The organism is Chryseobacterium indoltheticum, from assembly GCF_003815915.1.
Lineage (GTDB): Bacteria > Bacteroidota > Bacteroidia > Flavobacteriales > Weeksellaceae > Chryseobacterium > Chryseobacterium indoltheticum.
In genome coordinates this window covers 2,939,416-2,961,904 of record NZ_CP033929.1, presented here as the reverse complement: position 1 = coordinate 2,961,904, position 22,489 = coordinate 2,939,416, and the positions used below count along the sequence as shown (strand labels likewise).

Annotated in this window: 26 protein-coding genes and 1 tRNA gene; 1 reads left to right on the top strand and 26 read right to left on the bottom strand. The window is 35.2% G+C overall.

Annotation, left to right across the window (positions count from 1 at the left end; genetic code table 11):
• Window positions 1-62 precede the first annotated feature (62 nt).
• From EG358_RS13845 to EG358_RS13730, 26 genes are all read right to left on the bottom strand, one after another.
• Window positions 63-332, bottom strand: coding sequence for a hypothetical protein (locus EG358_RS13845; RefSeq protein WP_076559750.1), 270 nt, complete (start codon window positions 330-332; stop codon window positions 63-65).
• A complete protein-coding gene (locus EG358_RS13840; RefSeq protein WP_076559751.1) occupies window positions 326-841 on the bottom strand; it encodes a hypothetical protein in 516 nt (171 codons plus the stop codon). Before EG358_RS13840 ends, EG358_RS13845 begins: the two co-directional genes overlap by 7 nt.
• A complete protein-coding gene (locus tag EG358_RS13835) occupies window positions 831-1,367 on the bottom strand; it encodes a hypothetical protein (RefSeq protein ID WP_076559754.1) in 537 nt (178 codons plus the stop codon). The genes EG358_RS13840 and EG358_RS13835 overlap by 11 nt, the downstream gene beginning before the upstream one ends.
• Window positions 1,360-2,316, bottom strand: a complete 957-nt coding sequence (locus tag EG358_RS13830; RefSeq protein ID WP_076559756.1) for a hypothetical protein — start codon at window positions 2,314-2,316, stop codon at window positions 1,360-1,362. Before EG358_RS13830 ends, EG358_RS13835 begins: the two co-directional genes overlap by 8 nt.
• Window positions 2,317-2,396: 80 nt before the next feature.
• Window positions 2,397-3,452, bottom strand: coding sequence for a hypothetical protein (locus EG358_RS13825; RefSeq protein WP_076559759.1), 1,056 nt, complete (start codon window positions 3,450-3,452; stop codon window positions 2,397-2,399).
• Between the two features lie 156 nt (window positions 3,453-3,608).
• On the bottom strand, window positions 3,609-4,445 hold the full coding sequence (locus EG358_RS13820) for a hypothetical protein (protein WP_076559761.1): 837 nt from the start codon (window positions 4,443-4,445) through the stop codon (window positions 3,609-3,611).
• A gap of 3 nt (window positions 4,446-4,448) precedes the next feature.
• Complete coding sequence (locus EG358_RS13815) at window positions 4,449-4,688, bottom strand: hypothetical protein (protein ID WP_076559762.1); 240 nt, start codon at window positions 4,686-4,688, stop codon at window positions 4,449-4,451.
• Complete coding sequence (locus EG358_RS13810; RefSeq protein WP_076559764.1) at window positions 4,688-5,161, bottom strand: hypothetical protein; 474 nt, start codon at window positions 5,159-5,161, stop codon at window positions 4,688-4,690. The genes EG358_RS13815 and EG358_RS13810 overlap by 1 nt, the downstream gene beginning before the upstream one ends.
• Window positions 5,162-5,204: 43 nt before the next feature.
• Window positions 5,205-6,938, bottom strand: coding sequence for a DnaJ-like cysteine-rich domain-containing protein (locus EG358_RS13805; RefSeq protein ID WP_115596376.1), 1,734 nt, complete (start codon window positions 6,936-6,938; stop codon window positions 5,205-5,207).
• A 14-nt stretch (window positions 6,939-6,952) separates the two neighbouring features.
• Window positions 6,953-7,591, bottom strand: a complete 639-nt coding sequence (locus EG358_RS13800) for a hypothetical protein (RefSeq protein ID WP_076559767.1) — start codon at window positions 7,589-7,591, stop codon at window positions 6,953-6,955.
• Between the two features lie 80 nt (window positions 7,592-7,671).
• Complete coding sequence (locus EG358_RS13795; protein ID WP_076559769.1) at window positions 7,672-8,622, bottom strand: hypothetical protein; 951 nt, start codon at window positions 8,620-8,622, stop codon at window positions 7,672-7,674.
• Window positions 8,623-8,624: 2 nt separating this feature from the next.
• On the bottom strand, window positions 8,625-10,418 hold the full coding sequence (locus EG358_RS13790; RefSeq protein ID WP_076559771.1) for a hypothetical protein: 1,794 nt from the start codon (window positions 10,416-10,418) through the stop codon (window positions 8,625-8,627).
• Window positions 10,418-12,403: a hypothetical protein gene (locus EG358_RS13785; protein WP_076559772.1), complete on the bottom strand. Its 1,986-nt coding sequence runs from the start codon at window positions 12,401-12,403 to the stop codon at window positions 10,418-10,420. Before EG358_RS13785 ends, EG358_RS13790 begins: the two co-directional genes overlap by 1 nt.
• A complete protein-coding gene (locus tag EG358_RS13780) occupies window positions 12,400-16,215 on the bottom strand; it encodes a hypothetical protein (protein ID WP_076559774.1) in 3,816 nt (1,271 codons plus the stop codon). The genes EG358_RS13785 and EG358_RS13780 overlap by 4 nt, the downstream gene beginning before the upstream one ends.
• Before the next feature lie 63 nt (window positions 16,216-16,278).
• Complete coding sequence (locus tag EG358_RS19695) at window positions 16,279-16,443, bottom strand: hypothetical protein (protein WP_159436364.1); 165 nt, start codon at window positions 16,441-16,443, stop codon at window positions 16,279-16,281.
• Window positions 16,444-16,448: 5 nt separating this feature from the next.
• Entirely contained in the window at window positions 16,449-17,012 is a 564-nt protein-coding gene (locus EG358_RS13775; RefSeq protein ID WP_076559775.1) for a response regulator, read from the bottom strand.
• Between the two features lie 9 nt (window positions 17,013-17,021).
• Entirely contained in the window at window positions 17,022-18,383 is a 1,362-nt protein-coding gene (locus EG358_RS13770) for a phage terminase large subunit (RefSeq protein ID WP_083677016.1), read from the bottom strand.
• The gene (locus tag EG358_RS13765; RefSeq protein WP_123890115.1) at window positions 18,355-18,744 is read right to left on the bottom strand and encodes a terminase; all 390 of its coding nucleotides are present in this window, start codon (window positions 18,742-18,744) and stop codon (window positions 18,355-18,357) included. The genes EG358_RS13770 and EG358_RS13765 overlap by 29 nt, the downstream gene beginning before the upstream one ends.
• A 113-nt stretch (window positions 18,745-18,857) precedes the next feature.
• A complete protein-coding gene (locus EG358_RS13760; RefSeq protein ID WP_083677017.1) occupies window positions 18,858-19,592 on the bottom strand; it encodes a ParB N-terminal domain-containing protein in 735 nt (244 codons plus the stop codon).
• A complete protein-coding gene (locus EG358_RS13755) occupies window positions 19,576-20,244 on the bottom strand; it encodes a phosphoadenosine phosphosulfate reductase domain-containing protein (protein WP_076559782.1) in 669 nt (222 codons plus the stop codon). The genes EG358_RS13760 and EG358_RS13755 overlap by 17 nt, the downstream gene beginning before the upstream one ends.
• A 194-nt stretch (window positions 20,245-20,438) precedes the next feature.
• On the bottom strand, window positions 20,439-20,789 hold the full coding sequence (locus EG358_RS13750) for a hypothetical protein (RefSeq protein ID WP_076559783.1): 351 nt from the start codon (window positions 20,787-20,789) through the stop codon (window positions 20,439-20,441).
• Window positions 20,790-20,805: 16 nt separating this feature from the next.
• Window positions 20,806-20,878: transfer RNA gene (locus tag EG358_RS13745), tRNA-Val, on the bottom strand.
• Window positions 20,869-21,285, bottom strand: a complete 417-nt coding sequence (locus tag EG358_RS13740) for a recombination protein NinG (protein ID WP_076559785.1) — start codon at window positions 21,283-21,285, stop codon at window positions 20,869-20,871. Before EG358_RS13740 ends, EG358_RS13745 begins: the two co-directional genes overlap by 10 nt.
• A gap of 65 nt (window positions 21,286-21,350) precedes the next feature.
• A complete protein-coding gene (locus EG358_RS19690) occupies window positions 21,351-21,521 on the bottom strand; it encodes a hypothetical protein (RefSeq protein WP_159436365.1) in 171 nt (56 codons plus the stop codon).
• Between the two features lie 3 nt (window positions 21,522-21,524).
• On the bottom strand, window positions 21,525-21,776 hold the full coding sequence (locus EG358_RS13735) for a hypothetical protein (protein ID WP_076559787.1): 252 nt from the start codon (window positions 21,774-21,776) through the stop codon (window positions 21,525-21,527).
• Window position 21,777: 1 nt separating this feature from the next.
• Window positions 21,778-22,029, bottom strand: a complete 252-nt coding sequence (locus EG358_RS13730; RefSeq protein ID WP_076559788.1) for a hypothetical protein — start codon at window positions 22,027-22,029, stop codon at window positions 21,778-21,780.
• Window positions 22,030-22,176: 147 nt separating this feature from the next.
• On the opposite strand from EG358_RS13730, the gene EG358_RS13725 reads away from it, so the two are divergent.
• Entirely contained in the window at window positions 22,177-22,446 is a 270-nt protein-coding gene (locus EG358_RS13725) for a helix-turn-helix domain-containing protein (protein WP_076559790.1), read from the top strand.
• Window positions 22,447-22,489 lie beyond the last annotated feature (43 nt).

Sequence of the window (22,489 nt, the reverse complement as noted above, 5' to 3'; positions counted from 1 at the left end):
AATTGACATGTAAAGGATAAATGCTAATGCAGCATTGCCTATTATGAACATTAAAGTGGTAACTATAAACATTCGCTGTAAATTTTAAATGATAAGTTTTTAATTTTTGTTTTGTCCGTTTTTTTCAATTCAACGCAGTGAATAACTCCGGGCGTGAAATCGTTAGGAATCTTTATTTCCTCATTTTGAATTGCATTTGAAACAATCTTTTTCTTTGCATTATTGAAGGTGAATTCAATAATGATTTCACCAGTAAAGTCTGCGATTATTCCAGTTGGAATACTTTGATCGCAACTACCATAACAACCTATAAATTCATCACATTTTAGCATGTTGTACATATTTTACATTCGCAATTATTGACTGTGATTTTCCCTATTATTCGGATGTCAAACGAAAGTAGGCTGCCAAATTTTAGGTTTTTCAGAATTGACAATCGATCTTCAGCTTTCAATTTTGGATATTCTGTCAGAATTATTTTACCGATGTTTGTAGAACTTGAAATGACAGAAATTGGAGTTGAGTTTTTTTCCTTAAAACTCCAAAGAACATTCAAAACGCATTTTTTTACATCAGCAACATTCAAATCCCTAGCATACATAATGAGTTTAAAATCTTGAGAAGTTTCTAAGGTTTTAGGTGCTGAAATATTGATTGTTTTATAAGTCTCCTCACCATTTTCACGCAAATAGAAAAAAGCTCCGTTTTTGTCCGAAATTCCAACTTCGTCACCATAATAACTGATTAGTTTGCCTGTGATGTTATCAAGGAAAATACCCGTGAATCCTGCGTTAAGAAAAGGCAGTTCATTCAATAAATATTTTTTAATCTTATCCTCCATAGAAATAATCTCTTTGAGCACTTCTCAGTTTTTTAATAATGTTTTGAATATGATCCTGAATTTCCTTCTTGCTGAATGCGAATATTTTTGTTTGATATTTTTTTTCCAAATTTTGAACTTTGTCAAGATTTCGCTTTTCGTTGATCCCGATGACAACAGATTTTTCGCTTCTTGCAACTCTCAGGCTACGTTTTAAGTCTCCTGAATAATCCAAATTAACCTTGTCGGTTTTTAAACCTTGTATATCTCGCAATTCTTTATATCCATATTCAAGCTTCATCGTTTTTGTTCCCTTGAATGCTGAAGGCTTTATAAATACATCTTGTTTAACAATTGTAGGTTTAGTGCTGTAACTTTGAGCAATAATATTTCCGTCAGAATCTAATCCATCTGTGAAAATTCTCTTTCGAAATTTTCTTTCAAGTTCTGCTGCAGTTTCATCTAAAATTTTATCTTCCAAAATGTCAGGAAGATCTTTTTTGTATTGTTCGTACTTTCGTATTAATTTTTCATAACCATTAGACATTGGTAACTATTTTTGATTTATTGCAAACAAAGCAATCATCATTTTTAGTAATTAAATTTGGAATTGTTTCAATGAAAACATTCCATTTAGAATTGTATTCATTTAAAAGTTCTATCCTTTGGCTTTTAGCATCTTCTTGACCGTAGATAATAAATGGATTGATTCTGGAGCTGTTAATTCTTTCTTCGAGAGCATAAATTCTGGATTTCAGCCAAATCAGTAAACCGACAAAGTTTTTTGATTGTTGACAAAGTATCTGGGAATAATCGCATTCACATGAGAAAACTGCATTTATTCCAAAACCTTCTCTTTGAGTTTCAGAGGATCCGTTCCAACCTTTAACATAACCACAATCATTAGGAATGGTGCCGTTACAACCTAAAAGACATGTAAGTTCACTTGAATAAGTCTGAACACCTTCTAAAAGGATTTTTACATCGCTACCTTCAACAAAATAATCAGTAGCAAACTCGTTTACCTTCCCGCCGATCAGTGCAATGTTTAGAACCGATTCTTTTCCACTGTCAATAAATTTTAATTGTGCAGATGGGTGATCATTTACCGGGTAGATTCTTATTTTTTTTAGCCTGATCTTCTTTACACCCGAATTGCCTTGTTTGTGAATAACAATTCCCTTTTGGCCTGAAGCATTGTTGATATTTTGTGCTGAAAAATTACCTGTAATGACATCGTATGAGTTATTAGTTACTGATATTTTATTTGCGGATAAAACTGATATAAAATCGGTTTCAATATCTCTCAAAGCTAATCTTACGCAGTTTTTTAAAATCTTAAGCCCTGTATTATATTCTGCATTTGCAATATCATTAATTCGTACGATATCGATTTCGGGAGCGTCCATAAGATCATATCCGCTCGAACTATTGATAAACTGTTCTGCGCAAACATCTCTAACTGAAACTATACCTTCAAGACAAATCTGGCTCATTGAATTTTTTTTAAAACCTTTCCCCGAATAACGAGGAAAGGGAAATTAAGAAATAAGCATCTTCCTAATGGATGATATTTTTAAACTGCTACAGGACAAGTTGGCTCAATCAACTCACAACCTTCAAAATGGAAGATTCCATTAACGCCAGGCTTCGTACAAGAATCAGCCGGCATAAAGAACATATCCCATTCTAATTTGAATTGATACTTCCAAGTATCTGTACAGTCGTCGAATTTTGCGTTTAAATCCCACAATAGACCAGTCACAGGATCAACAATAGAACCTTTGTAGAATGTGTCTTTATTTTGGAAAGCTGTTTGTGGATTGAAATCACGGTCATCGGTTGCGAATCTTCCTGCATTTCTATTCCATGTTACGAACTTGAACATAGACGGGTCAAATGCGATTAGGTTTTCACCACCTGCGAATACTTGATTGATCAAACCATCATAAAAATAGTTATTCAATGAAGTTGCAGCACCTCTATTTACACCGTTTTGATCTATACCTCCAGCTGACTGCATAGATTGTGCAACGAAAACACTATCCCCTCCGATAACCATTGGTGTATTTGTCATCTGTGTATCAAGAAACACTTTCTCGATCAAAGCTTTTCCAAGTGGAGAAAATGCACCAGTTTTAGGGTCTGCCAGAATAGCTTTTTTCACGGTAGCAATTCCGTCAGGGAACTTACCAACGTTGGCAGCTAGAACTGTTAAAACTTCTAGAGCAAGTTTATTTCTCGCGGCTTGCATTTCGTTTGCAAAAACACCTAAATGCCACTCAGATAGAGTTACATTGTCTAAGTTTCTGTTATTATCCAATGTAATTTTGATAACATTTGAAGCTGTACATTTTCCTACTAGGAAATCTTTTTGCAACGGTTCAACTTCATTTCCGTCAACATCACATAAGTTTGTAGCACAAGATCCAGTAGAAGCACATACAGGAGGTAAATAGTTTAAAATCAACTTTCTTTTTTTACCGGCTTCTCGGCCAGTATCTTCAGCAGTGATTCTATTGTTCTGTCTTGCAGCTAACAAAATAGCTAGTAGAGCAGGATTTAGATAATTGGTTTTAGCGTAGTTTACTATAGTCCTTTGAATGGACTGATGGGCATTAGCGAATGACATCTTTAGAATTTTTTTTGATTAATAATTAAATTTCTAAAGGTTATTTAGGATACCTTAAATCCTACATGTCAAGTTTTTATGGCGTTTCCGACTATCGCCAACATTTGAACACCGGAGAGGATTTGAACCTCTCATTGTTCCTCTATTCACACGGTATTATTTCCCTTCAATTCCAGCAACTACACTGGCGAATGGCATATCTGTTCTATTTTGAAAATCAGTACTATTTCCTGCGCCGTTTCCTTTGTCAACATGATCAGTAGCATTTTCTTTCGACATATCTGTCTTGACCATACCTAATCCTTTGAAGAAGTTTTCGGCGTATGTTTTTGGAGTTAAAAGAGTGTTTTCGTTAAGCTGTGCAAATCTTTCAGGATTTTGCTTTTCTCTCAATTCAAGCTCTTTTTTCTCACGGTTCCATACTGGAGAATAGTTTGATTCAATGTTACTTTTTAAGGCTCCGATTTTAACAGCAGGATCTTCACCAATTAAAGGAAGTTCGTTAACTAGTTTTCCTAGATAAGACTCGATATGGAAACTGTCAAATTCTTTATCTTTTCCTGATAACTTTCCTTCATATTCTTCTTTAAGTTTATCAATCGTAGATTGTTGACTTTCAGAAAGAGTTTTCATCTGATTACGCAGATCTTCAGTTGAAGCATCTTTGTCTTTGTTCAAGAATTCAGCAAAAATCTGCAAAACTTCAGCATCTGATTTACCTGCTAAGTCACTGTCTTTAATCAGACCGTTTGAAAGTTTTTTAATGTTATTTTTTAGATTTCCTCCAAACTTTCCAGCTTCAGCTTTTAGTCTTTCAGGAAGAATTTCACTTTCAAAGTTCTGCATGAAAACTGGCTTTTTAGTTTCGAGAAAACCGTTGATGATTTCATCACCATTGAACTGATCTGCATCTTTCTCATCCTCCACAACTTGTACATCCTGTAGTCCTAGGGATGATAATAGTTTGATTAGGTTTGCTTGTGTTAATTTCATTTCTTATTTTTTTTTAATTGAAAATTTCTTGTTCTTACTGTAGAAGTCATCGAATGTTTTTTGATTACTGATGAAATGATTGACTTCTTTACCACTTTCATCAGCTTCTGAAATCAAAATTTCACCACGTTTTAAAACAGGTAAAGATTTTGATTTTGTTGGAGATGAAACAAAATCCTTAACTTCTAGAACTGGATTTTCTTCCACTGTTTTTTTTTCAGTTTCCTGCGTCTGTTTGGCCATTACTTCACGATTTTAGTAGTTGCGTCAAGGTTTTTAAGAATCTTTGCAGCAGTTCCGCTCAAATTAACGACCACGCCATTTACGTTTTTCACTTTTACAGTGCTGTCCTTAGAGAAATCTTCGTAAACAACCTGATCTGTCAAAGTTGGTTTAATAGGTTCGTCATGAATAGTTGGTTGAATCACATCAGTTACTAGAGGATTATCAAAATACGGTGCAAGCGTTTCTGTTTTTACAGGCTCTATAATTTCGGTAGCTTTGATATCTTCATTTTCTGATATGATTTGTTTACTATAAGGATTATGAATGTCCTCATTAGCAGTTGTTTCAGGTTCTGCTTTTATAGTCTGTGCTAAATCTCCACCAAATGCATCCGTCTGTAATTCTGGAGTATTGGGCGTAGCATTAGCAGTTGTTTCAGGGGCTTTTTTAGAATCCTGAGTCTGAGCTTTTGGTTGGGTTTGTTTAGCCATGATTTAAAGATTTTTATGATAAATAATCACTTGTAAAAATAAATTATTGAGTTACGACATCCTCGTCTTTTTTGCTTGAGTTACTTACAGGTATAGGCTTGAACAGCTCATCAACTTTAGTTCTAATCTCATCGAATGATTTTTCCAAAATAAAGTTCTGACCTAGATCGACCTCTATTTTATCAAGAATCATTGGAAGAGTTTGCGAGAATTGAATTTGCTCTGAAGATATTGTTTGCATTTGTGCAAGTTCAGCAGTTGAGAAAGCAAATAGAGGATCATTTAAAATGATGAATTTTGATTTCTTTTGCATCACATCATCGGAGCTGAAACGCTTGTTAACAAACTCACCGATCATCTTTCTTCGAATGAATATGGGAAGGTTAGCGGTTTGGGTCTCGTTAATTTCATTCAACAAATCCATTGCAGTTTTAATATTAAACTGTTGAGGTTTCACGAATGTGAATTCATAATCAGTTGGAAGTGTGACTCCATTATTGACCCGGACATTTCTATAACTGATAATATCCTTTATCGTATTGTAAATGAGGTTGTCAAAAATGTGAGTAGAAATACCAGATATGAACTGATATAGTTTTTCTTGGTCAACAACTTTAGCTGCACCGCTTTGCGCTTCCCTGATTAAAGTTAGATTAAGCGCATCTAATATTTTTTGAAATAATTTGTCAGTATTTTCTTGATGATAAGTGTTTATTGATACATCCGGATTTATAATTCTAATAGCCGGTTTATCCATGTCTTCTTTAGAAACCTCGAAGCGATCAGCTGGATTTATGCTGATATATTTTCGGCCTTTACATTTAGGACATTTTTCAAGAGTAACTCCGGTAGGATGTAAATCATCAATTGGGCATGGTACCTGTTTTTTTCCTTCTCCGTCACACTCAATACATTCGATGTTCATTTGCTGAATATAAGGATGTGAAGCCTCCTTGTCGATCATTTGTTTAGCAGAATAGTTTGAAACATATTCGTCAGCAACTGGCACAGCTTTGTTTAAAAATGATGAATAATAGCCGTCTGTTTCATAGCGACCTCCTAAGATGTTCGCAGGAATACGACCTAATAAATGTGCGAAATATCCATTCTCATTTTCAAGTTTCCATTTACCGGACTGCTCATCTTTAATGAATCGAATAATCACATTGGAATTAATCCAATAAATAAATTTGCGATCTCTACTATAAAATATAAAATCACCAGTGCTTGGCTTTCTAATAACATCCTTTATGCAAACGTAATCAACATTGATCTGAACTTCGCCTGTTGTTTCGTAACTTGGTTTTGATGGAATTCGGACGATATATCCATTAGGATCTTCAAGCATCAAACTTAAAATTCTGTTTGAAAATAGACCAATCAAATCAAATTCAAGAAATGATTTAGACCAAATATACTCATCATCATTTTTGTTAGGAAGTTGAATCGTATATTGACCATCGTTAAAAATTGCGCCTTTGATAATATCGGTGATTTGCAAGAACGGATCTCTTGTAAATGGCTTGTATTGTGATAGTCTCCAATTTCGAGTAACTTCACTTTCTCGTGGATGCCTTGATAATAGATAATTATCAAATATTTGTTGATAATCATCGATAAAGTCTTGATTATCAAATAACATTCCGCCTCTATCAAGTTTAAATTTTGGTCTTACACCTTTTGTGTGTAGAGATACAGATAAAAACACCCCGACCTCCTTTTTGGTGTCGGGTGTTTTGTTATCGTTGATAAAAGTAAGAACTTCAGAAAGATTCATAAATCTTTTTTAGATTACCATTTGCCTTTAATTTCTGGAATATCATTTAGATTAATGTCTGGTTGAACAAAGTCTAAAGGATCTCCTAAGAATTTAATTTTGCCTTGCTTGAATTCAAAAGCTCCGCCTTGTGTTTTTGCTTCATAGTTCAAGAAAACACTAAAAGTAGCAGGCATGCCCGCTGCAGAGTTTTTCTGTCTAGGAACTATGATACGTCCGTCAGACATAACAAGAACATAATTTAAAAGAGTCGAATGATCCCTTTTGTCTTTCCAGAATTCGTAATCCTTAAAAACAGTTTTTGACGCTTCAGTGATGGTAACAGCAATTCTATCTTGGAAAGTGATCTCCCTGCTTTCTACAAATTCAGCAGGTGGTCTACTATCTGAAAGTTTTCTTTCTGTTACTTGAGGATCTGCGAGAGTTACGTTAGCCAATTCATTACTAAAAACTAATCCGGGTTTAGTCGTTGCAGGATCAGTAGGAACAATAAGCTCTTTCAAAGCATCTTCTGTCAGTGGGTCGGGTAGAACTGTGCTGGCTTTATAAAAACCAATAGAGCGGATGTTTACATCTCTCTCTTCTAATTCGCAATTGCTTTCTTTTTCCTGTAGATCAAAATCAGTGCAATCCGTAGGTGTAATTGTTGCCATAGGTTATAATATTGTTATCAAACAAAAATACCGCAGGATATGCGGTATTGAAAGAAATAACTACTTGAGTTACTTACATGTTATAGGATCGCTTGATTATAGTTGCTATACCAAGGAAACGCTACACTGTTTGGTGAAACTATTTTCACCTCACCTGAAGATGTATAAATTTTCAATTGAACATTTACACTGTCAGCCCCGTTCCAGTCTCTGGTACCGATGTATTTACTCGGTTCCTTAAATCCATAAATAAATTGTTTGTTTAATGATATTGATGGTTGAGGATTTCCAACAGTGTGAGTTTCGGTTCGCTCAAACCAAATACCCGCACCAATAGAGCGGAATCTTACGTATAACTCAACCTTTATTATGTTTGATCCGTTTGCAGTCGCAATAAGACCATCAAATTTAAGCTGACCAACATAATGACTTCCTGAATCGGGTTTATATATTGTAATATAAACATTGGGTGCAGCTTCTACTTCGACCATGTCTGCACGTTTATAGCTTAAGACATTTGATTCGTAGGTATTTCCAAAAGAGTCTGATACTACAATTTTATATTTAGTAGTTCCTATAGATGAAACGCTATCTGATAAAGAATTTCCTATCTGATTTGCAATGAAAGTTGACCATGTTTGTCCATTATCAGTGCTTTTTAAAACTTTTGTTTCCGTAATAACATTATCCGGATCCGCTTTTACTATTTCAATAATAAAATTACAAGCATTCTGCGTACAAATCCTATCCTCGATGCCTTGATTATCCATCCACCTAACTGTGACGGACGGTTTTGTTGTTGAATCAGTATAATATACAGGAAGACTTACGTCTCCACTTTGACAAATCGTACTTATTTCCAGCTCATAATCTGATTTATCATCAAGATTGGTGATAGTGAAATTGTTTGTAGTTGGATTTGGTAAAAAATTAGTCCAGGTTTGTTCTGTTTTCTTACGATATCTTACAAAGAAAGACATGCCCTGCGTAAGAACGGGGCTTCCTACTGATATATTCCAGTTTTTAGGCATAATTATATTTTATAAGTTAATTTAAAAGTCAACATGTTATTTGTTGTATTTCCAGTCACAAAAAGATTTCCTTCTAGGTCTATGTAAATAGACACATTTTCGTAATCTTCATTAACTACTGTTGTTGGCACTCCCGGAGTATCTAATCTTAATACATACTCATCAATTAAATCATAGAAATCCTCTGGACCCATTGCTTGGAAGTTTAATTCGACTGTACCATCTGGGTATCTTCTAAAATCATAATAATTGACATCATTCCATCTTTCCTCCAAAACGGTGTACCTGAACGGTTGATAAGGCCTTTCAATTTCAGAGCTGCTAGTAATAAGAGAAGGTAGTAAGGCACAACCTCTAAATGTTGAGTATGTTGATGTAATACCTGAAGGTAATGAGGCACAATTAGTCATGCCATCACATAATTTGATTGGATTTTTACAGTCATCAAATTTTACAAAAATTCTATATTCGTTGAGTGGCATTTTATAATAAATAAAACTTGGAACATAGCCAAATGAATCAATTTTTATAGCAGCTACTATATGACATCCGATTGTTGATGTGTCAACATCTGTTACAGAAATAATATCATTCAGAGAATTAAAATAGTCTATCAATTCCTGATAAGTATCTCCGATTTTGCTCTTATCCTCTCTGTAATAATCTTGATCCTTTGTGCCGGAAGTAATTACGAAATAGTAACAATTCGTTATGCAATCTTCAATACAGGTAAAGTCATTTACTTTAGGAGCATTCTCTAGTTCTGTTTTGAATATCCACGAGTTAGAGCCTTGTATTTCATCCCGAGTAAAGGATTTTGCTCCTCTGTATATGTACTCAATGCCATCAACAAATATTCTACGACCAGAAAGAATACTTTCAATTTCTCTCATTTTCCAGTCAGGAAAAACCTCTAATCCAAAAACACTAAGCTTTTCAATATTTTCGGTTCTTTGAGGTTTGCCTAAGAATGTAATATTTCTTTTAATTTCCGATGGCTGTATTTGTAATTGTCCTTGAATGTAAAAGCTATTTTGATGAATCAAGGTTTGATCATTTCCGGGATAATTCAAAAGAGTTTTCGGATCTCCGTAATAAGCGTTTTTGACATTGTCAAAACAGTTGTAGGTGGCGGAAAGTCTTATTAATGGAAGTTGACATCCGTTTTCTTGCAAGAATTCAGTTGCGATGAGTGGTAGGTCAATTTTCACATCTTCACCTTTATAACAATATCCTACCTGTACGGTATCAAGACAATCAACGTATAAATAATAATTTCCTTCATTGTAATCAATTTCAAAACCTGAATCTTGAAGACCTTGACCAAATTGAAAGGTTTCACTATTTATCTTGATAAAACCCGCTTTACTAATAATCATCATAGCAAAGTCATCAATAACACCGTAACAGATTTTTGATGTTTTCAGTTTGCGGTAAGGCTCGGTAATTTTTGAATATAAAAGCAATCCGTTATTTCGTACAATAACTTTTAAAAGGAATAGTTCGATGTTTTCTTTATCAATTTGATCAAAATCCTTTAATTGAATATTGAAGTAATTCTGGTTAGCATTTGACACCGCAAAAAGTACTTTAAAGGAATCTGTAAGATCTGCAATAAATTCATCTCCGTCGTAGCTCATTAAGTGAACTTCGATAGAGTAGTTATTTTGAATTTGTTTTGGAAGAAATCCCTGTAAGCAAATATCTGAAGGTAACACAATTGGCTGGAAGTACAATTGCTCTTTGTAAGCGAGATTATACTGTTGTAATTGTGATAAGTTGTTTAATAATATCATTATGCTGTACCTTTTATTTTAATCCATCTACCTAATTTATCTGAAGCATCGAAGCTCAATTCTATTTCTTCAATTGTGCCTTCTTTGTAAAATTGACCCGCATTTAGTTTCACTTTCCTACCTATTGCGATATCTGAAGAACCATCGAAAACACCTAGTCTTATAAGTTCCGGAGTACAAAGCTGAATTTTTAATTCAAAGTTTTTATTCATCGGAGGATTGACACGAGGATCATCGATTTGATGAAACCGATCATATAGATTGCCCGTGAAATTAGCATCAAAGGCTAAAGGATAGTTAATGAGCTTGTTATTTTCGTTGTAATAATCATCATAATCGTAATCAAACTGGTGAATGCCTTTATAATTAATCCCTGTTGGATTATTAACCCCGTTTACCGGGGGCATATTGACATTAAACTGATAGTTCCATTTTACCTTTGCAGATCTTTTACTTTCACCGTCCCAAATCAAAAGCTTGGGCATTGTCAGAGTGTCGTTTTGAATGATGAGGTTATATTTGTACTCTCTCATTTTATTTCTCAAAGGAACAAGAAGCAGGTTTGCCAAACCTCCGGATATCGCAGCTGCTATCCAAATGTATTTTAATGATTCAGCAATGTAATCTTTCAGTATTCCATCTTGACGGAATCGTGCTGCAGCGAATGAGTTGACAATCTTATTTGACTCACCTTCTAGCATTGGATTTACTGGATTATTCCACTCAACAATATCATTAAATCGGCTTTTTGCGTCCATCGACATGTTGTCGAAAGCGTCGGTTGTGTAACCACAATTTGCATAAGCTCTTTTCTTTTCCTCATTCCAAGTATAACAGATACCTTCAACAATTAATGATCTATCATTTCCTGTAAAGTCAAAAATGTAATCATTGTACTGATCAAAGTCTTTTCTTGCGAAGTAAAGAGTATTATTTTTGATATACCATTTTGCATTAAAAACTGGCTTCAGCTCATTGAGAAACATGTCCAATGTCCACAAAGGTTTATTATCATCAATCCAATACGTTGTTGCATCCTCATATTTAACACCTTTTTTCACTTCGGCAGACATCATCACCATGTTGTAATAATCTGATGAAGGATCATAAAAAAGCGGTATTGATTGCGCCCCAACTTTAACACCGCATTTTGAGCAAACATTTGAAATGTAGTCGCGAACTAATGGCGCAGGATGTTCTCTGCCACAACCACCCGCCATGATCATATCTTCTTTCATTCTGTCCCACAACTCATCAGGCCGAATAGGTTTGTCGATCTTTTTGATCTTCTTAAATCCTAATGTTCTGAGAACTGCAATAATCGCATTGATTATGGTGATTATTAGCCAAATTACAGGATATAAGCTCGTGTAAGTAATTTGAGTTACCACGCCCTGAATAGCCATCCACGACCATAAAACGGTTAACAACCATGAAGGACGAAACTCATCGCAGTATGCTATTCTTGGGTGTTGGTAGGATCCGGAAAACATTCCAGAATGATTGTCGGCAATAAGAGTAGTTTGAATACATGTATAAACATCATCTTTTTGCTTCAACATTAAATCAATGGTACATGTGTCATCATCACAGTAGCTCAAACCATCATTTTTGATAATGAAATCTGAAAATACACCTCCATCAACTTGTAATCTAACTTCGATGCCGTTTAATGCAGCCGAAACATGATCATTAAGCCATTCTTTTATATAGATGTATGCTTTATTGACGAAGGTGATTTGATCGCTAGATCCTTTTTCTAAGTTCGATGTCGATTTTGCTTCAGCACCATTTTCCCTAAGTCTCCATGACAAATTTAGCTTATCAAGATTGTCGGAATCTTCAGTGAACTCAATCCAGTCATTATCTGGAATTAAACCGTTGACAATCTGCAACGTATTCGGATTTGTTCCTGTGTAATATATCGGTTGAGAAATATTCTGATGATACATCTGCAACTTCTTCAGGAATATTCTCATTTTCATAGATTACTTCTTTTTCTATTTAGCGTGTTAATTTCCTCTGTCATTGCCATAAATCCATTTCTGTCGATTGAAATACTGTTTGGGGTTCTTTCTTTAATAGCATTCTCAAGTCTTTCAATTTTATTTTCTAGCCTTGAAAAATCATAGGATTCTGAATTTGCAGAATTAATTGGTTGAATTTTACCCGGATTGAACTCTAAAGGTTTAAATACCTTACCAGCATTGATTTCCTCAAGAATTGCTTTGTTTTTCGCTGTCGCTTCGGCAGTAATAACACTTTCACCGTTTGAGATCCTTACTAAATTACTGTCGGAAGTACCGGTTCCTTTACCGTTGAATCCAATAACACCATCTTTAAATGCAGGAGTATCTTGCTGAAAACCTTTTACTGCTGCAAAACCTGTAGCCAATGCAGCTAAGACAATGGCAATACCTATTGGAGCCCCGATACCGCCAGACGCAGCTGCAGCTTCTGCAATCGCTAAGGCAATTGCTGAGGCTTGCATTAATAGATTGATACCAATCTGCTGTTTTGCAAATCGCTGTCTCGTTTTAACAGCTTTATCCAACCTTCGTTCTTCTTCTTGTAGAGCTTCGGCATTTCCACGATCTGCAATTTCTCTTGTTTGATCAACTCTTCTTTGTCGTATCTCAATTTCTCTTTCTGCTTGTTGCTCAAATGCAGAAACAATCATCTCAGCAGACTGAGCCGCTTGTTGAGCCATGTCATTATAACCTCTAACCCTTGCAGCTTGCAATTCCTTTAATCTTTCCGAATATTGCTCATCATCCATTTTGCCATCAGCAAAATCTTTTTTAAGGGTTTTTATTGCTTTTCCAATTTTACCAAATGCAGGCACCTCCATTCTTTCGCCCCATTTATCCTTAATTTGTCTAGCCAAATCATCAACTGCATTCTGTTGTTTATCGATTTCCTCCCTAGTTGATTTCCCATCAGCTACAAGCTTACCAAGTTTTTTATTGGCAGCATTATATTGGATATAAAGCGCTGCTGTTTCCTGTTTTCTAATTAGAACATCCTTTTCCTTACCTATTTTTTCTAACCGCTGAATTTCGGCTTTATCCTGCTTTTCGTTTTGCTGAACTTTATATCCGAATTCAAGCTTTTTTAAATCAGTCCATGCTGTTAATGCTCTGATTTGTAATTCTGCTTCCTTATCAACTCTTCTATTGAATTCGTCAATTTTAAGTCGTCTTATTCGATCATTGTATCGTAATGTGTCAGAATATTCTAAATGATGCTGTTTTAGTAAATTAGATTTGAGTTGACCAACAACAATTATATTACCTTGCTCTTCATGAGCAACAATTTGCTTAGTAAGTTGCTCTCGCTGTTTTCTATAAGTTTCAAGACGTTTGTTTTGATGATCTTCTAACTGAGCCAATTCATTTTCGAAAGTCTGGTCACGCAGAGAATACAGCTGATCATTTAATTCATTGAAATTTTTTATAGCTTCCTCAATCTCTTTTTTAGCACCGTCACTGATTTCGTTTGCGATTTCTGCGAGTTTAGCTTTTGATTGGGAAATGTTTGCGTTTTCTCCAGCTAAATTGGCAGCGAATTTGGCTTTTTCACCTGGTTCACCTTTTTTAGTTTGTAATGCAACAGCTTTTTTCTTGGAAGTATCAATTTCAATATTTGCAAGAACCTTTTCATGACTTTCCTTGTTTTTGGCTAAACGTAAATCAAGTCGGAACTTATTCTGATCAATTTCGTAGTCTTTACGATATCGTTCTTCAGCATCTGCTTTTCGCTTGTTCTCAAGTTCGGTGCGGAGTTTCTTTTCATTCTCAATCTCTTCGAAAGCTTTAGCTAAAGGAGATTTACCCTTCTTTTCTTTCTTTTTATCTTCAGTTGGTTTTATCGGAACTTTAATATCTGGCGCATATTCGTCGAACATAGCAACAAAATCTCCGGAACCAACAAGACCTAATGACTTACGCAGATCAAACCCTTGTTTAATAGCTCCGTCTTCCATAATTCCACCTTCTCGTTTTATCTTATCGTACATCAAATCAAATATTTTTTGATTATTTGATTTGATAGTGGAAATGCCCTGCTCAGCTAATTGTTGCTGCTTAGTTAATGAAGGGATTTCTACTAATAATTTATCTAAAGCTTTACTGGCTGAATTTAAACTAATACTAAAACTCAGAGTATCTTCATGTCCTCCATCAAAGGGATTTTTAAAAGATTCGAAAGCACCGAATTTACCGACTGCCTTTTTAGCTTCTGCAACAATTTCTCGTTGTCTTTTTAAGTTTCCTGCTGCTTTTTGAAAATCGTCTAAATATCCAGTTTGTCTCAATGCAGCAAGGAATGAAGGATCACTTAAATCCTCAGCTGTATCAGCGAATATCTTACCTTGCTTCTTGGCTATATTTTCCTTAATAGAAGTTTGTTGCGCTAAAGAAATTCTACGCTCATATGCTTTGTTAATTCCTTGTAACGTGTATAGGATATCTGCAGATGTTTTATTCTCCAAATTAAGATTGGCGACCAACTGTGGATATTTTGCATTTAATTCAGCAATAAGAATATTTCGAGATTGGTTTTCGCTGTTCAGGGAAGCGATTGCGCTGAATAAATTATTGACCTCTTGTTGTTCCTCACGTAATTGTTGTGCGGGGCTTTTCTCAATCATGTCATTAAATGCAGACAAGAGTTCATTAGCCAAATCAATCATATCTGACATGAAACCCTTACCACTTTTACCCATGTTGTACATCACGGAATCCCAAGTGTCACCCATGTTTGAAAGTTTTCCTTCTAAAGTAGTAGCCTGACCCGCCATACCACCAACAACGCCTTTCAACTCACCAAAGGATATGATAGCGTTTCTGATTGCTTCTTGATCTGTTTTTTTAACTTGCTTTTCAATGCCTTTGAAACTGAAAGTAACCATATCACCGCTAGTTTTGGCTTTGATACCGAATTCTTTCAATCGCTCGTATTCACCAGTTTGTGCATCGAGTAGGGCTTCAACATATTGATCAAATGATTTTCCTTGCGAGGCTGCAAGGTCTCCCATTTTTGTCAATTCCTCAGTAGTTGGATCAAAGCCTCTGTTTTTAAGCTTAATGAATGATGCTGTAAGTTCGTCAACACCGTAAGGAGTTTTAGCAGCAAATTGCTGTATTTTGTCGAATGCGCCTTGAGCCTTAACGGATGAACCATAAGCATTTTTTAATGTTTGGCTGTATCCTTCAAAACGCTTTGTCACTTCAAATATCTGTTGTCCTAATGATGCGATAGAAAGCGCACCGCCCACGACAGGAAGTAGCGAAGAAATTGCAGAACCAGCACCTGCTAACTGGCCTAAATTACCTAGGAATCCAGCAGCTCTATTTCTAGGAACTCTATTTAAACTGTCAAGTCTACTTTGTTCACGTGTGATGAGCTGTGAATATCTTCTTACGTCTGTTTCCGACGTTGCTTCTCTACGACGTCTATGAAGAAGATCAAGACGAGCATTGATGGTACCGATAAGACCAATCTCTCTTGTGAGTTGGTCATTTAAGTGTCGGTTGTTAAGTACATTATTTTCGAGACTCCTTGAATTTGTTTGAAGCAAAGTATTATTTCGCTCCATCAAGGATGCAATTCGACGGCGACGGTCTATTTCAGAAGAGGAAGTCCGGTCATATGCTTGAGCTAAACGTGCCTGTCTCTGACCAAGATGATTAATAGTCTCGGTTTGTCTGCGGAGTTGCGCTGTAAGTCTGTCGAGGTTGGCATCATCAACGTCAAATGCTATTCTGTGGATGATGTCTAAAATATCATCTGCCATACAGCAAAAATACCGCAGGAATTGCGGTATAAGAAGATAAAAGTAAGCGAGTTACTTACAGCTTTATGAAGACTTAGGCTTTGAGTTTTCATTTTTCCATGTAATAAATTCTTGAATATTTCTGTAACGGAAATAGAACTCATAGACTGAGCAATTCAGGATATAATCAGCTTTTTGCTGGTCACCGTCGGCAAGCTTCAATGCTAAACCGTTATAGTGATTGTACATTTCTTTTATTTTTGTTCCGACATGTTTAATGACATCGTCTGGAGCATTGTTTGCCTCTGACTTAAAGAACTCTCGGAAATTTCCTGTAAGAATTCGCTGTATGCCGGTGTAAGTTCCATTCCTATGGGCAAAAAAAAACTGTAAGCTTCGGGTTCAGCCAGAATCTTTTGAAGTTTCCATTCAGTCCAATGATTTTCGCATTTATCTGCTTGCTCTCGTTCGACAAAAGTATAGATCATGGCCATACGAAGGCTGGCATGTTCGTCGACTGGATATTTGGTTCTATACTTCAGATTGTTTGCGAGAATAGCGACATCAGTTATTTTTCTATCATTTACCGATTGAATCATTTTGTCACAGATTGCGTTAATAACTTCAGGTGTTATTCCTGCTGCAGAATATTGATTTTGAGCATTGGCAGCGATGTACCTGGACATGTGATAATTTGAAATGTTGACATAGGAATAATATCGTAAAGGTTCGGCGCCATCTACTAAAGTATTTCCATTAACGTCAAACATCTTACTTTCAAAGTCTAATTTAAATTCTGGATTGTCTTGGTATGTCATTTTCTTAATTTATTTTGTTGCGTGATAATTTGATCTTGCGAATTCTTGGAAATACTTCTGGAAGAAATATCTCATGTTGTCGAAGTGGTCCATTGCAAATGTTCCTCTATCTTTTTTCAGTTCATGTACATTCATTGACTTTTCGTCGATGGTTGCAACTTCACAATCGTTGATAGTTCCTTTACACCTCGGATGTATGAATAGATGAGGATAGTTATAAAACATTTGATTCATTAGAATACGGCTGTTTTCGTATGTTAAATTATATCCGTTCGGGTGCATCTGAGCATCAGATAAACCTAAATGTTTTTTTATCATAGAATATGCACTGTCATGTTTACTTTCATATCCGACCTCTCCTTGTTTTTTGCCAGAACTGTCACCGGTGACAAAGAAAGGACTGAACGGGTACTTTGCTTTGATTCTTTCACAGAATTCCCGCAGCACGACATTTCCTTCCATCTCATCAATCATGTGAATAAAACTGTCAGGCAATCCTTTTTGTGGTGACATCTGAAACATTTTTACAGTCATCGGATTTTTATTAAAGTCAAAGCTGAGATAAATAGGGTAGGACGGTATAAATGGTATTTCCCGAACATGCTTTTCTTTATCATAAGCATACAACCAAGGATCCTCATTTGGCATCTGTCCCCAAAGACCTTTCAAGTCAGAAGCAATTTTTGCTTCGTTTCCTCCATTATCCATTAACAACGTCTGTTTGTATTCTTCCTGATTGATAAATGGATTATCCAAATAAGTAGAATGGTTCAGGTATGTGTCCAGATTAAGGAACTGCTCTGATAGTTCATAGAGTCTTTCTTTATCAAATATTGTTTTTCTGATCCAGTGCAACTCATTGATGAACGTGTTAAAGGAAAGAATAAAACTGTTTTGAGTTTTAGGTGATCTTAAAGATTTATTAAGCGTGTCAAAATCATCAAAGGTCATTTGATCTGCTTCCTCAGCCCATATATGAGTTGGCTCAGCAATAGACTTTGTTTTATTATTATCATCGAGACCTTTTGCAATCGCTCTGTTTCCATTTCTGAGACAAACAAAGGAATAATCACTTTGATTAAACTTGAACTCATTCTCCCATCCCATCATTTTGACACAATCCTGAAATATTTTGAACTGTGAATCTTTAATGTGTGCAGACCATTTACGACAATACACCAAATACATGTATTCATCGGTCATCATTCGGGATAAAAGTAAGATTGCAATGTGTGTTGACTTTGAACCACCTCTTCCTCCGAAAAATATCATGTAACGATGAAACCGAATAAAAGCGTCCCGGAACTTGGGAGCAATCTTTTTCTTTGGTATCGCTAATTTCTTATTCGGAAGTTTCGTTTTCGTCATCATCGTCAATCAGTGTAACACCTGTTATCGTGGAAGCATCATTTAAATCAATTTCTTTTTTGTCACGCCACATCTGAGGATTTCGGTTCTTTAACCAGAAAATCTGAGCACCGGTATCTGGTGGGAAATAATCTTCGACTTCAATCAACTCAACTCTTTCAGTGGAACCTTCACCGTTTACAGTCGTTCGGAGCTTGATCGGAATAGTTCTTTTTTCTTTATGCCCGGTAGCTCTTTTGAACAATGATGCAGCGACCTTAACATCAGCTTCTTCTTTTCCCTTTTTTATGGCCTCCGAAAAATCAGGATAAGCTAACTTCCATTCATAGAATGTTGAGACAGCAATTTCAAAAATGCCCGCCATTTGCTCATCGGTTAGACCAAGGAGGCAAAAACCAACAACCTTTTTATCGTGATAGTTAGGATCGTATTTTGTTGGTCGGCCAAGTTTGTTTTCTTCGGACATATTTTTACTTTTTAATCTATTCGTTCTACCATTTCTGAAAGCCTTTCACCTTTGATCATTTTTAGTTCCGGATCAAAATCAAATCTCATCATGAAGGCTTCTTTTGCTTTACCTGTATCAAATGAAAGTGTAACATAAGCGTCCATGTTTTGAACCTTCTCAATTGATCTTTCCTCGATGTTTTTCTTAACATCTTTAACCTGTTGAATTTTCTCATCATCAGTCAGCTCTTGTTTAACAGCTTTCTCAATTTCTTTTTGGTCTTTTACCGGTTGATAAAAATCTTCAACATCCTGAAGGACCTCATTAGCTGTATCTGCATTAAAGTCTACTCCCAAATATTCAAGATCGTAATCAGTTAAACCTGCAGCAGTGTAATCAATATCAGGAACAAGGATTCTTAAAAGCTCATCATCGAAATCAGTACGTGACTTTGTTTGGAAAATATTTTGTTCTATTTCTGTTTTTTCGTCGAGATCTGTTTTTTCAACTTTTACATCATAGTCTGAATCTGGTGTACCATCATATTTGTAGATGATATCCATTGCTTGCAATCTCTTATGTCCATCCACACAGTTTGAGCTTCGTTCATTCCATATGATACCACCTAAAAAACCAACCTTCTTAAAATTTCTCTTAATCTGGTCAACCTGTTCTTTACTGTGATGCTTAGGATTGTAAGGTGCTTCTTTGATCTGGCTACGTTTTACAATAACCGTTTCACTTTCTTTAATTTTTTTCGTCATAATCAATTAGTAATTTTTCTGATAGGGGATAGGCGTTTAAAATTTTCTTTAAATCATTCGGGTAATATTTCCTTAGATAGACATAAACATCAATATCGAAATTAACTCCATTGCTTCGCTTATTTCCGTATTTGATAGGTTGAGGTAAATTGTTTCGTTTTATGTAGTCGATAACATCAGCATCTTTCCATAAACTAAGAGGGTAGACGTTGTTGGTTGTGGAAATTGCCTCTAACTCATATTGACGAAGTTTGATGTTTCTGGCCATGTTGTCGGCTTTCTTCTCTCCAATAAATGCGTACTTTAGACCTGTGCGAATTTTAATGGCGTTGATTGTATCAGCGAATTTTAGTTGGCGTATTTTTCGAGGCTGGCAGAATAAACCGTACTTATGAATTTTAGTCAGTGTCCAGTGTGGAACTTCTTCGAATGTGACGTTATCATATTTCTTCTTTGAGAATTCTATAAATCGGTTGATGTGCTCAAGATCTTTCACGAAGTACATGAAGACACACACCACCTCTTTAAATTCTTTACTCAATAAATCAAGTAAAGCAATGCTGTCTTTGCCTGCTGAATAAAAAAGGATAACACGATCAGCCCTTTCCTTGATCGTGTTAATAACCTCTTTTGAATGTTGTAGATGATTCATATTAACCACCTGCGAGACCAAAGGCAACCCTTATGTCTCTTCTTTTTTGATCTCTGGTACCGAACCCGGCTTGCTTGCCTCGTTCAACTTTACCACGATTCACTCTTGTTCTTACAGTACTTACACCTGTAACTCTGTTAATTAGATTTTTAATTGTACTTCTGACTCAGCTTTAAAATTTTAGGGTTAAACAATTATATATTTTTCTTTGAAACTACTTTACCGAGGGAATAAACCATTTGAGCTGTCAAATACATTTCTCCATTCTCTTCATACTCTATAAACTCACCATCTTCATCAACGATATACTCAATTTCAGCAGCTTTTACCTCAATGATGACTTCAGGTCTGTCAGCTTTATAACCGTTAAAAAACTGAATACGGTCTACCTGTTTAGGTTTAACATCTTCATCACCTTCAGCATTAAAATACTCGATGTACTTTTTTGAATTATTTGGTCTGATTTCTCGGAATTCTTCTTTCTTTTTACCGGAAAGAATTTGATCAAGAAAATCTTTTTTGATTTGTAGAGTTAATGTTTTCATTTCTTAATTTAATTTGTAGCGGGGGCTGGATTCGAACCAACGACCTTCACCAAGTCAAAGTGACAAGCTAACCTCTGCTCTACCCCGCGTTTTTATATTTTTCAATTATGTCAATTAGCATAAATCTATCATGTTTGAAACCTCTTGCGTATGCCATCATTTCTAAGTTGTCAAATCTTGCCTGACCGATCTTTTTGATGAGGTTCTTTTGATAAGGAATTAAGTTAGCGTGCAAATGCATGTTGCAGTAAATACACTGAGCATGAATATTGTCTAAATTATACCTTACACTGCCAAAATTACCCCGGTTATAGAAGTGACCTGCGTTGCACTGGTTTTTCGGCTTTCTTACCCCACATGAAATACAAATAAAGTCACCAAATTCATTAATTGAATCTCTTTTTCTCACGTAAGCATTAACTAATTCTTGAGCTTTTTCAATTAACCAACTAAGCTTTTTTGACTTGTATTTTTGTATGGTATTTGCCTCTAACACACTGACAAAAGTAGAGTAACCCAGAAGGTTTTCAAAGAGAAAACAGCCTGAGTTACTTACATGTATTACGCTATTTTAACAGTAATACAAAGTTGAAAATTCTCATTTTCATCAGTACCAAAGTTGAAATGTTTACCGATAAAATACCGTTGAATTTGCTCATCGGTTTGTTGTCCATTTACCGAGGTATCATAGTTATACTTTGAATCTTTGAAAATTACAGTTACTTTTTTCATCTCTTAAAATTTAAATATTCGGGACCAAAAACCTTTCTTTTTAACTTCGGCATTTTGCAGCATCATCTTCTCAAACTTTGAATGATTATTTTCAATCCATATCGTAAGTCGATCTAAAGCCTGATCGTCACTACATGTTTTTATCTGGTTGTAAATTTCTTTTCGAGGCACCTCGCTTGTTGCTTCACAAAATTCGAGATAAGCCCAGTAAGCGTCTGCCCGCATTTTACTTAAGTTGATTTTGTCTTCTTTCATGTTATTTTATTTTTGAATCTGCTTGTTTTATTAGTTTTTTAGCTTGAGAAACGATATTAATTAGGTCTTCTAGTTTCAAAGCTTTTAATGTTTGAATATCACCGGTTATATTATTATGTGATGTAATCCAAAATCTCTCTTTTGTGTATTTGCCACCTTTTTTACCGAATCTTCTGAATGTTATTGAAAAGCTTTTAATTACCTTTTTTTCAACAGCGGTAAATTCTGATTCTTCATTTGCTGATATTTTCATTTTTCTAAATTATTGATTAATCTTAACGATGTTTTGATTTTGTATGTGCAAATCTAAATATTAATTTGATTAAATCCAAATTTAATTTTGATTGCATTGTTGTTTATCAAAACAATGTTTTGATTTCGTATATTTGTAAAAAAAGGAATGGAGTTACTTAGATTAAAAGAAGTCTTAAATGAAAAAGGTATTGAAAGTAAAGATTTAGCAGTTTTAATAGGTGTTACACCGACCACTATATCAAACATTAATAAAGGAAATACGTTTCCAAAACCAGAGACGTTAAAACAAATAGCTGAGGTGTTAGATGTAGATATTCGTGATTTATTTTATTCAACAAAGAAAAGCGAAATGGAAACTATTTATAAAAAAGACGAGAACGGAAAAGAAATTGTAATTGGATTTCTAAAAAAGTAAGCCATCTGCTGTAGGTGGCTTTTTGTTATATTTGTGTAAACTA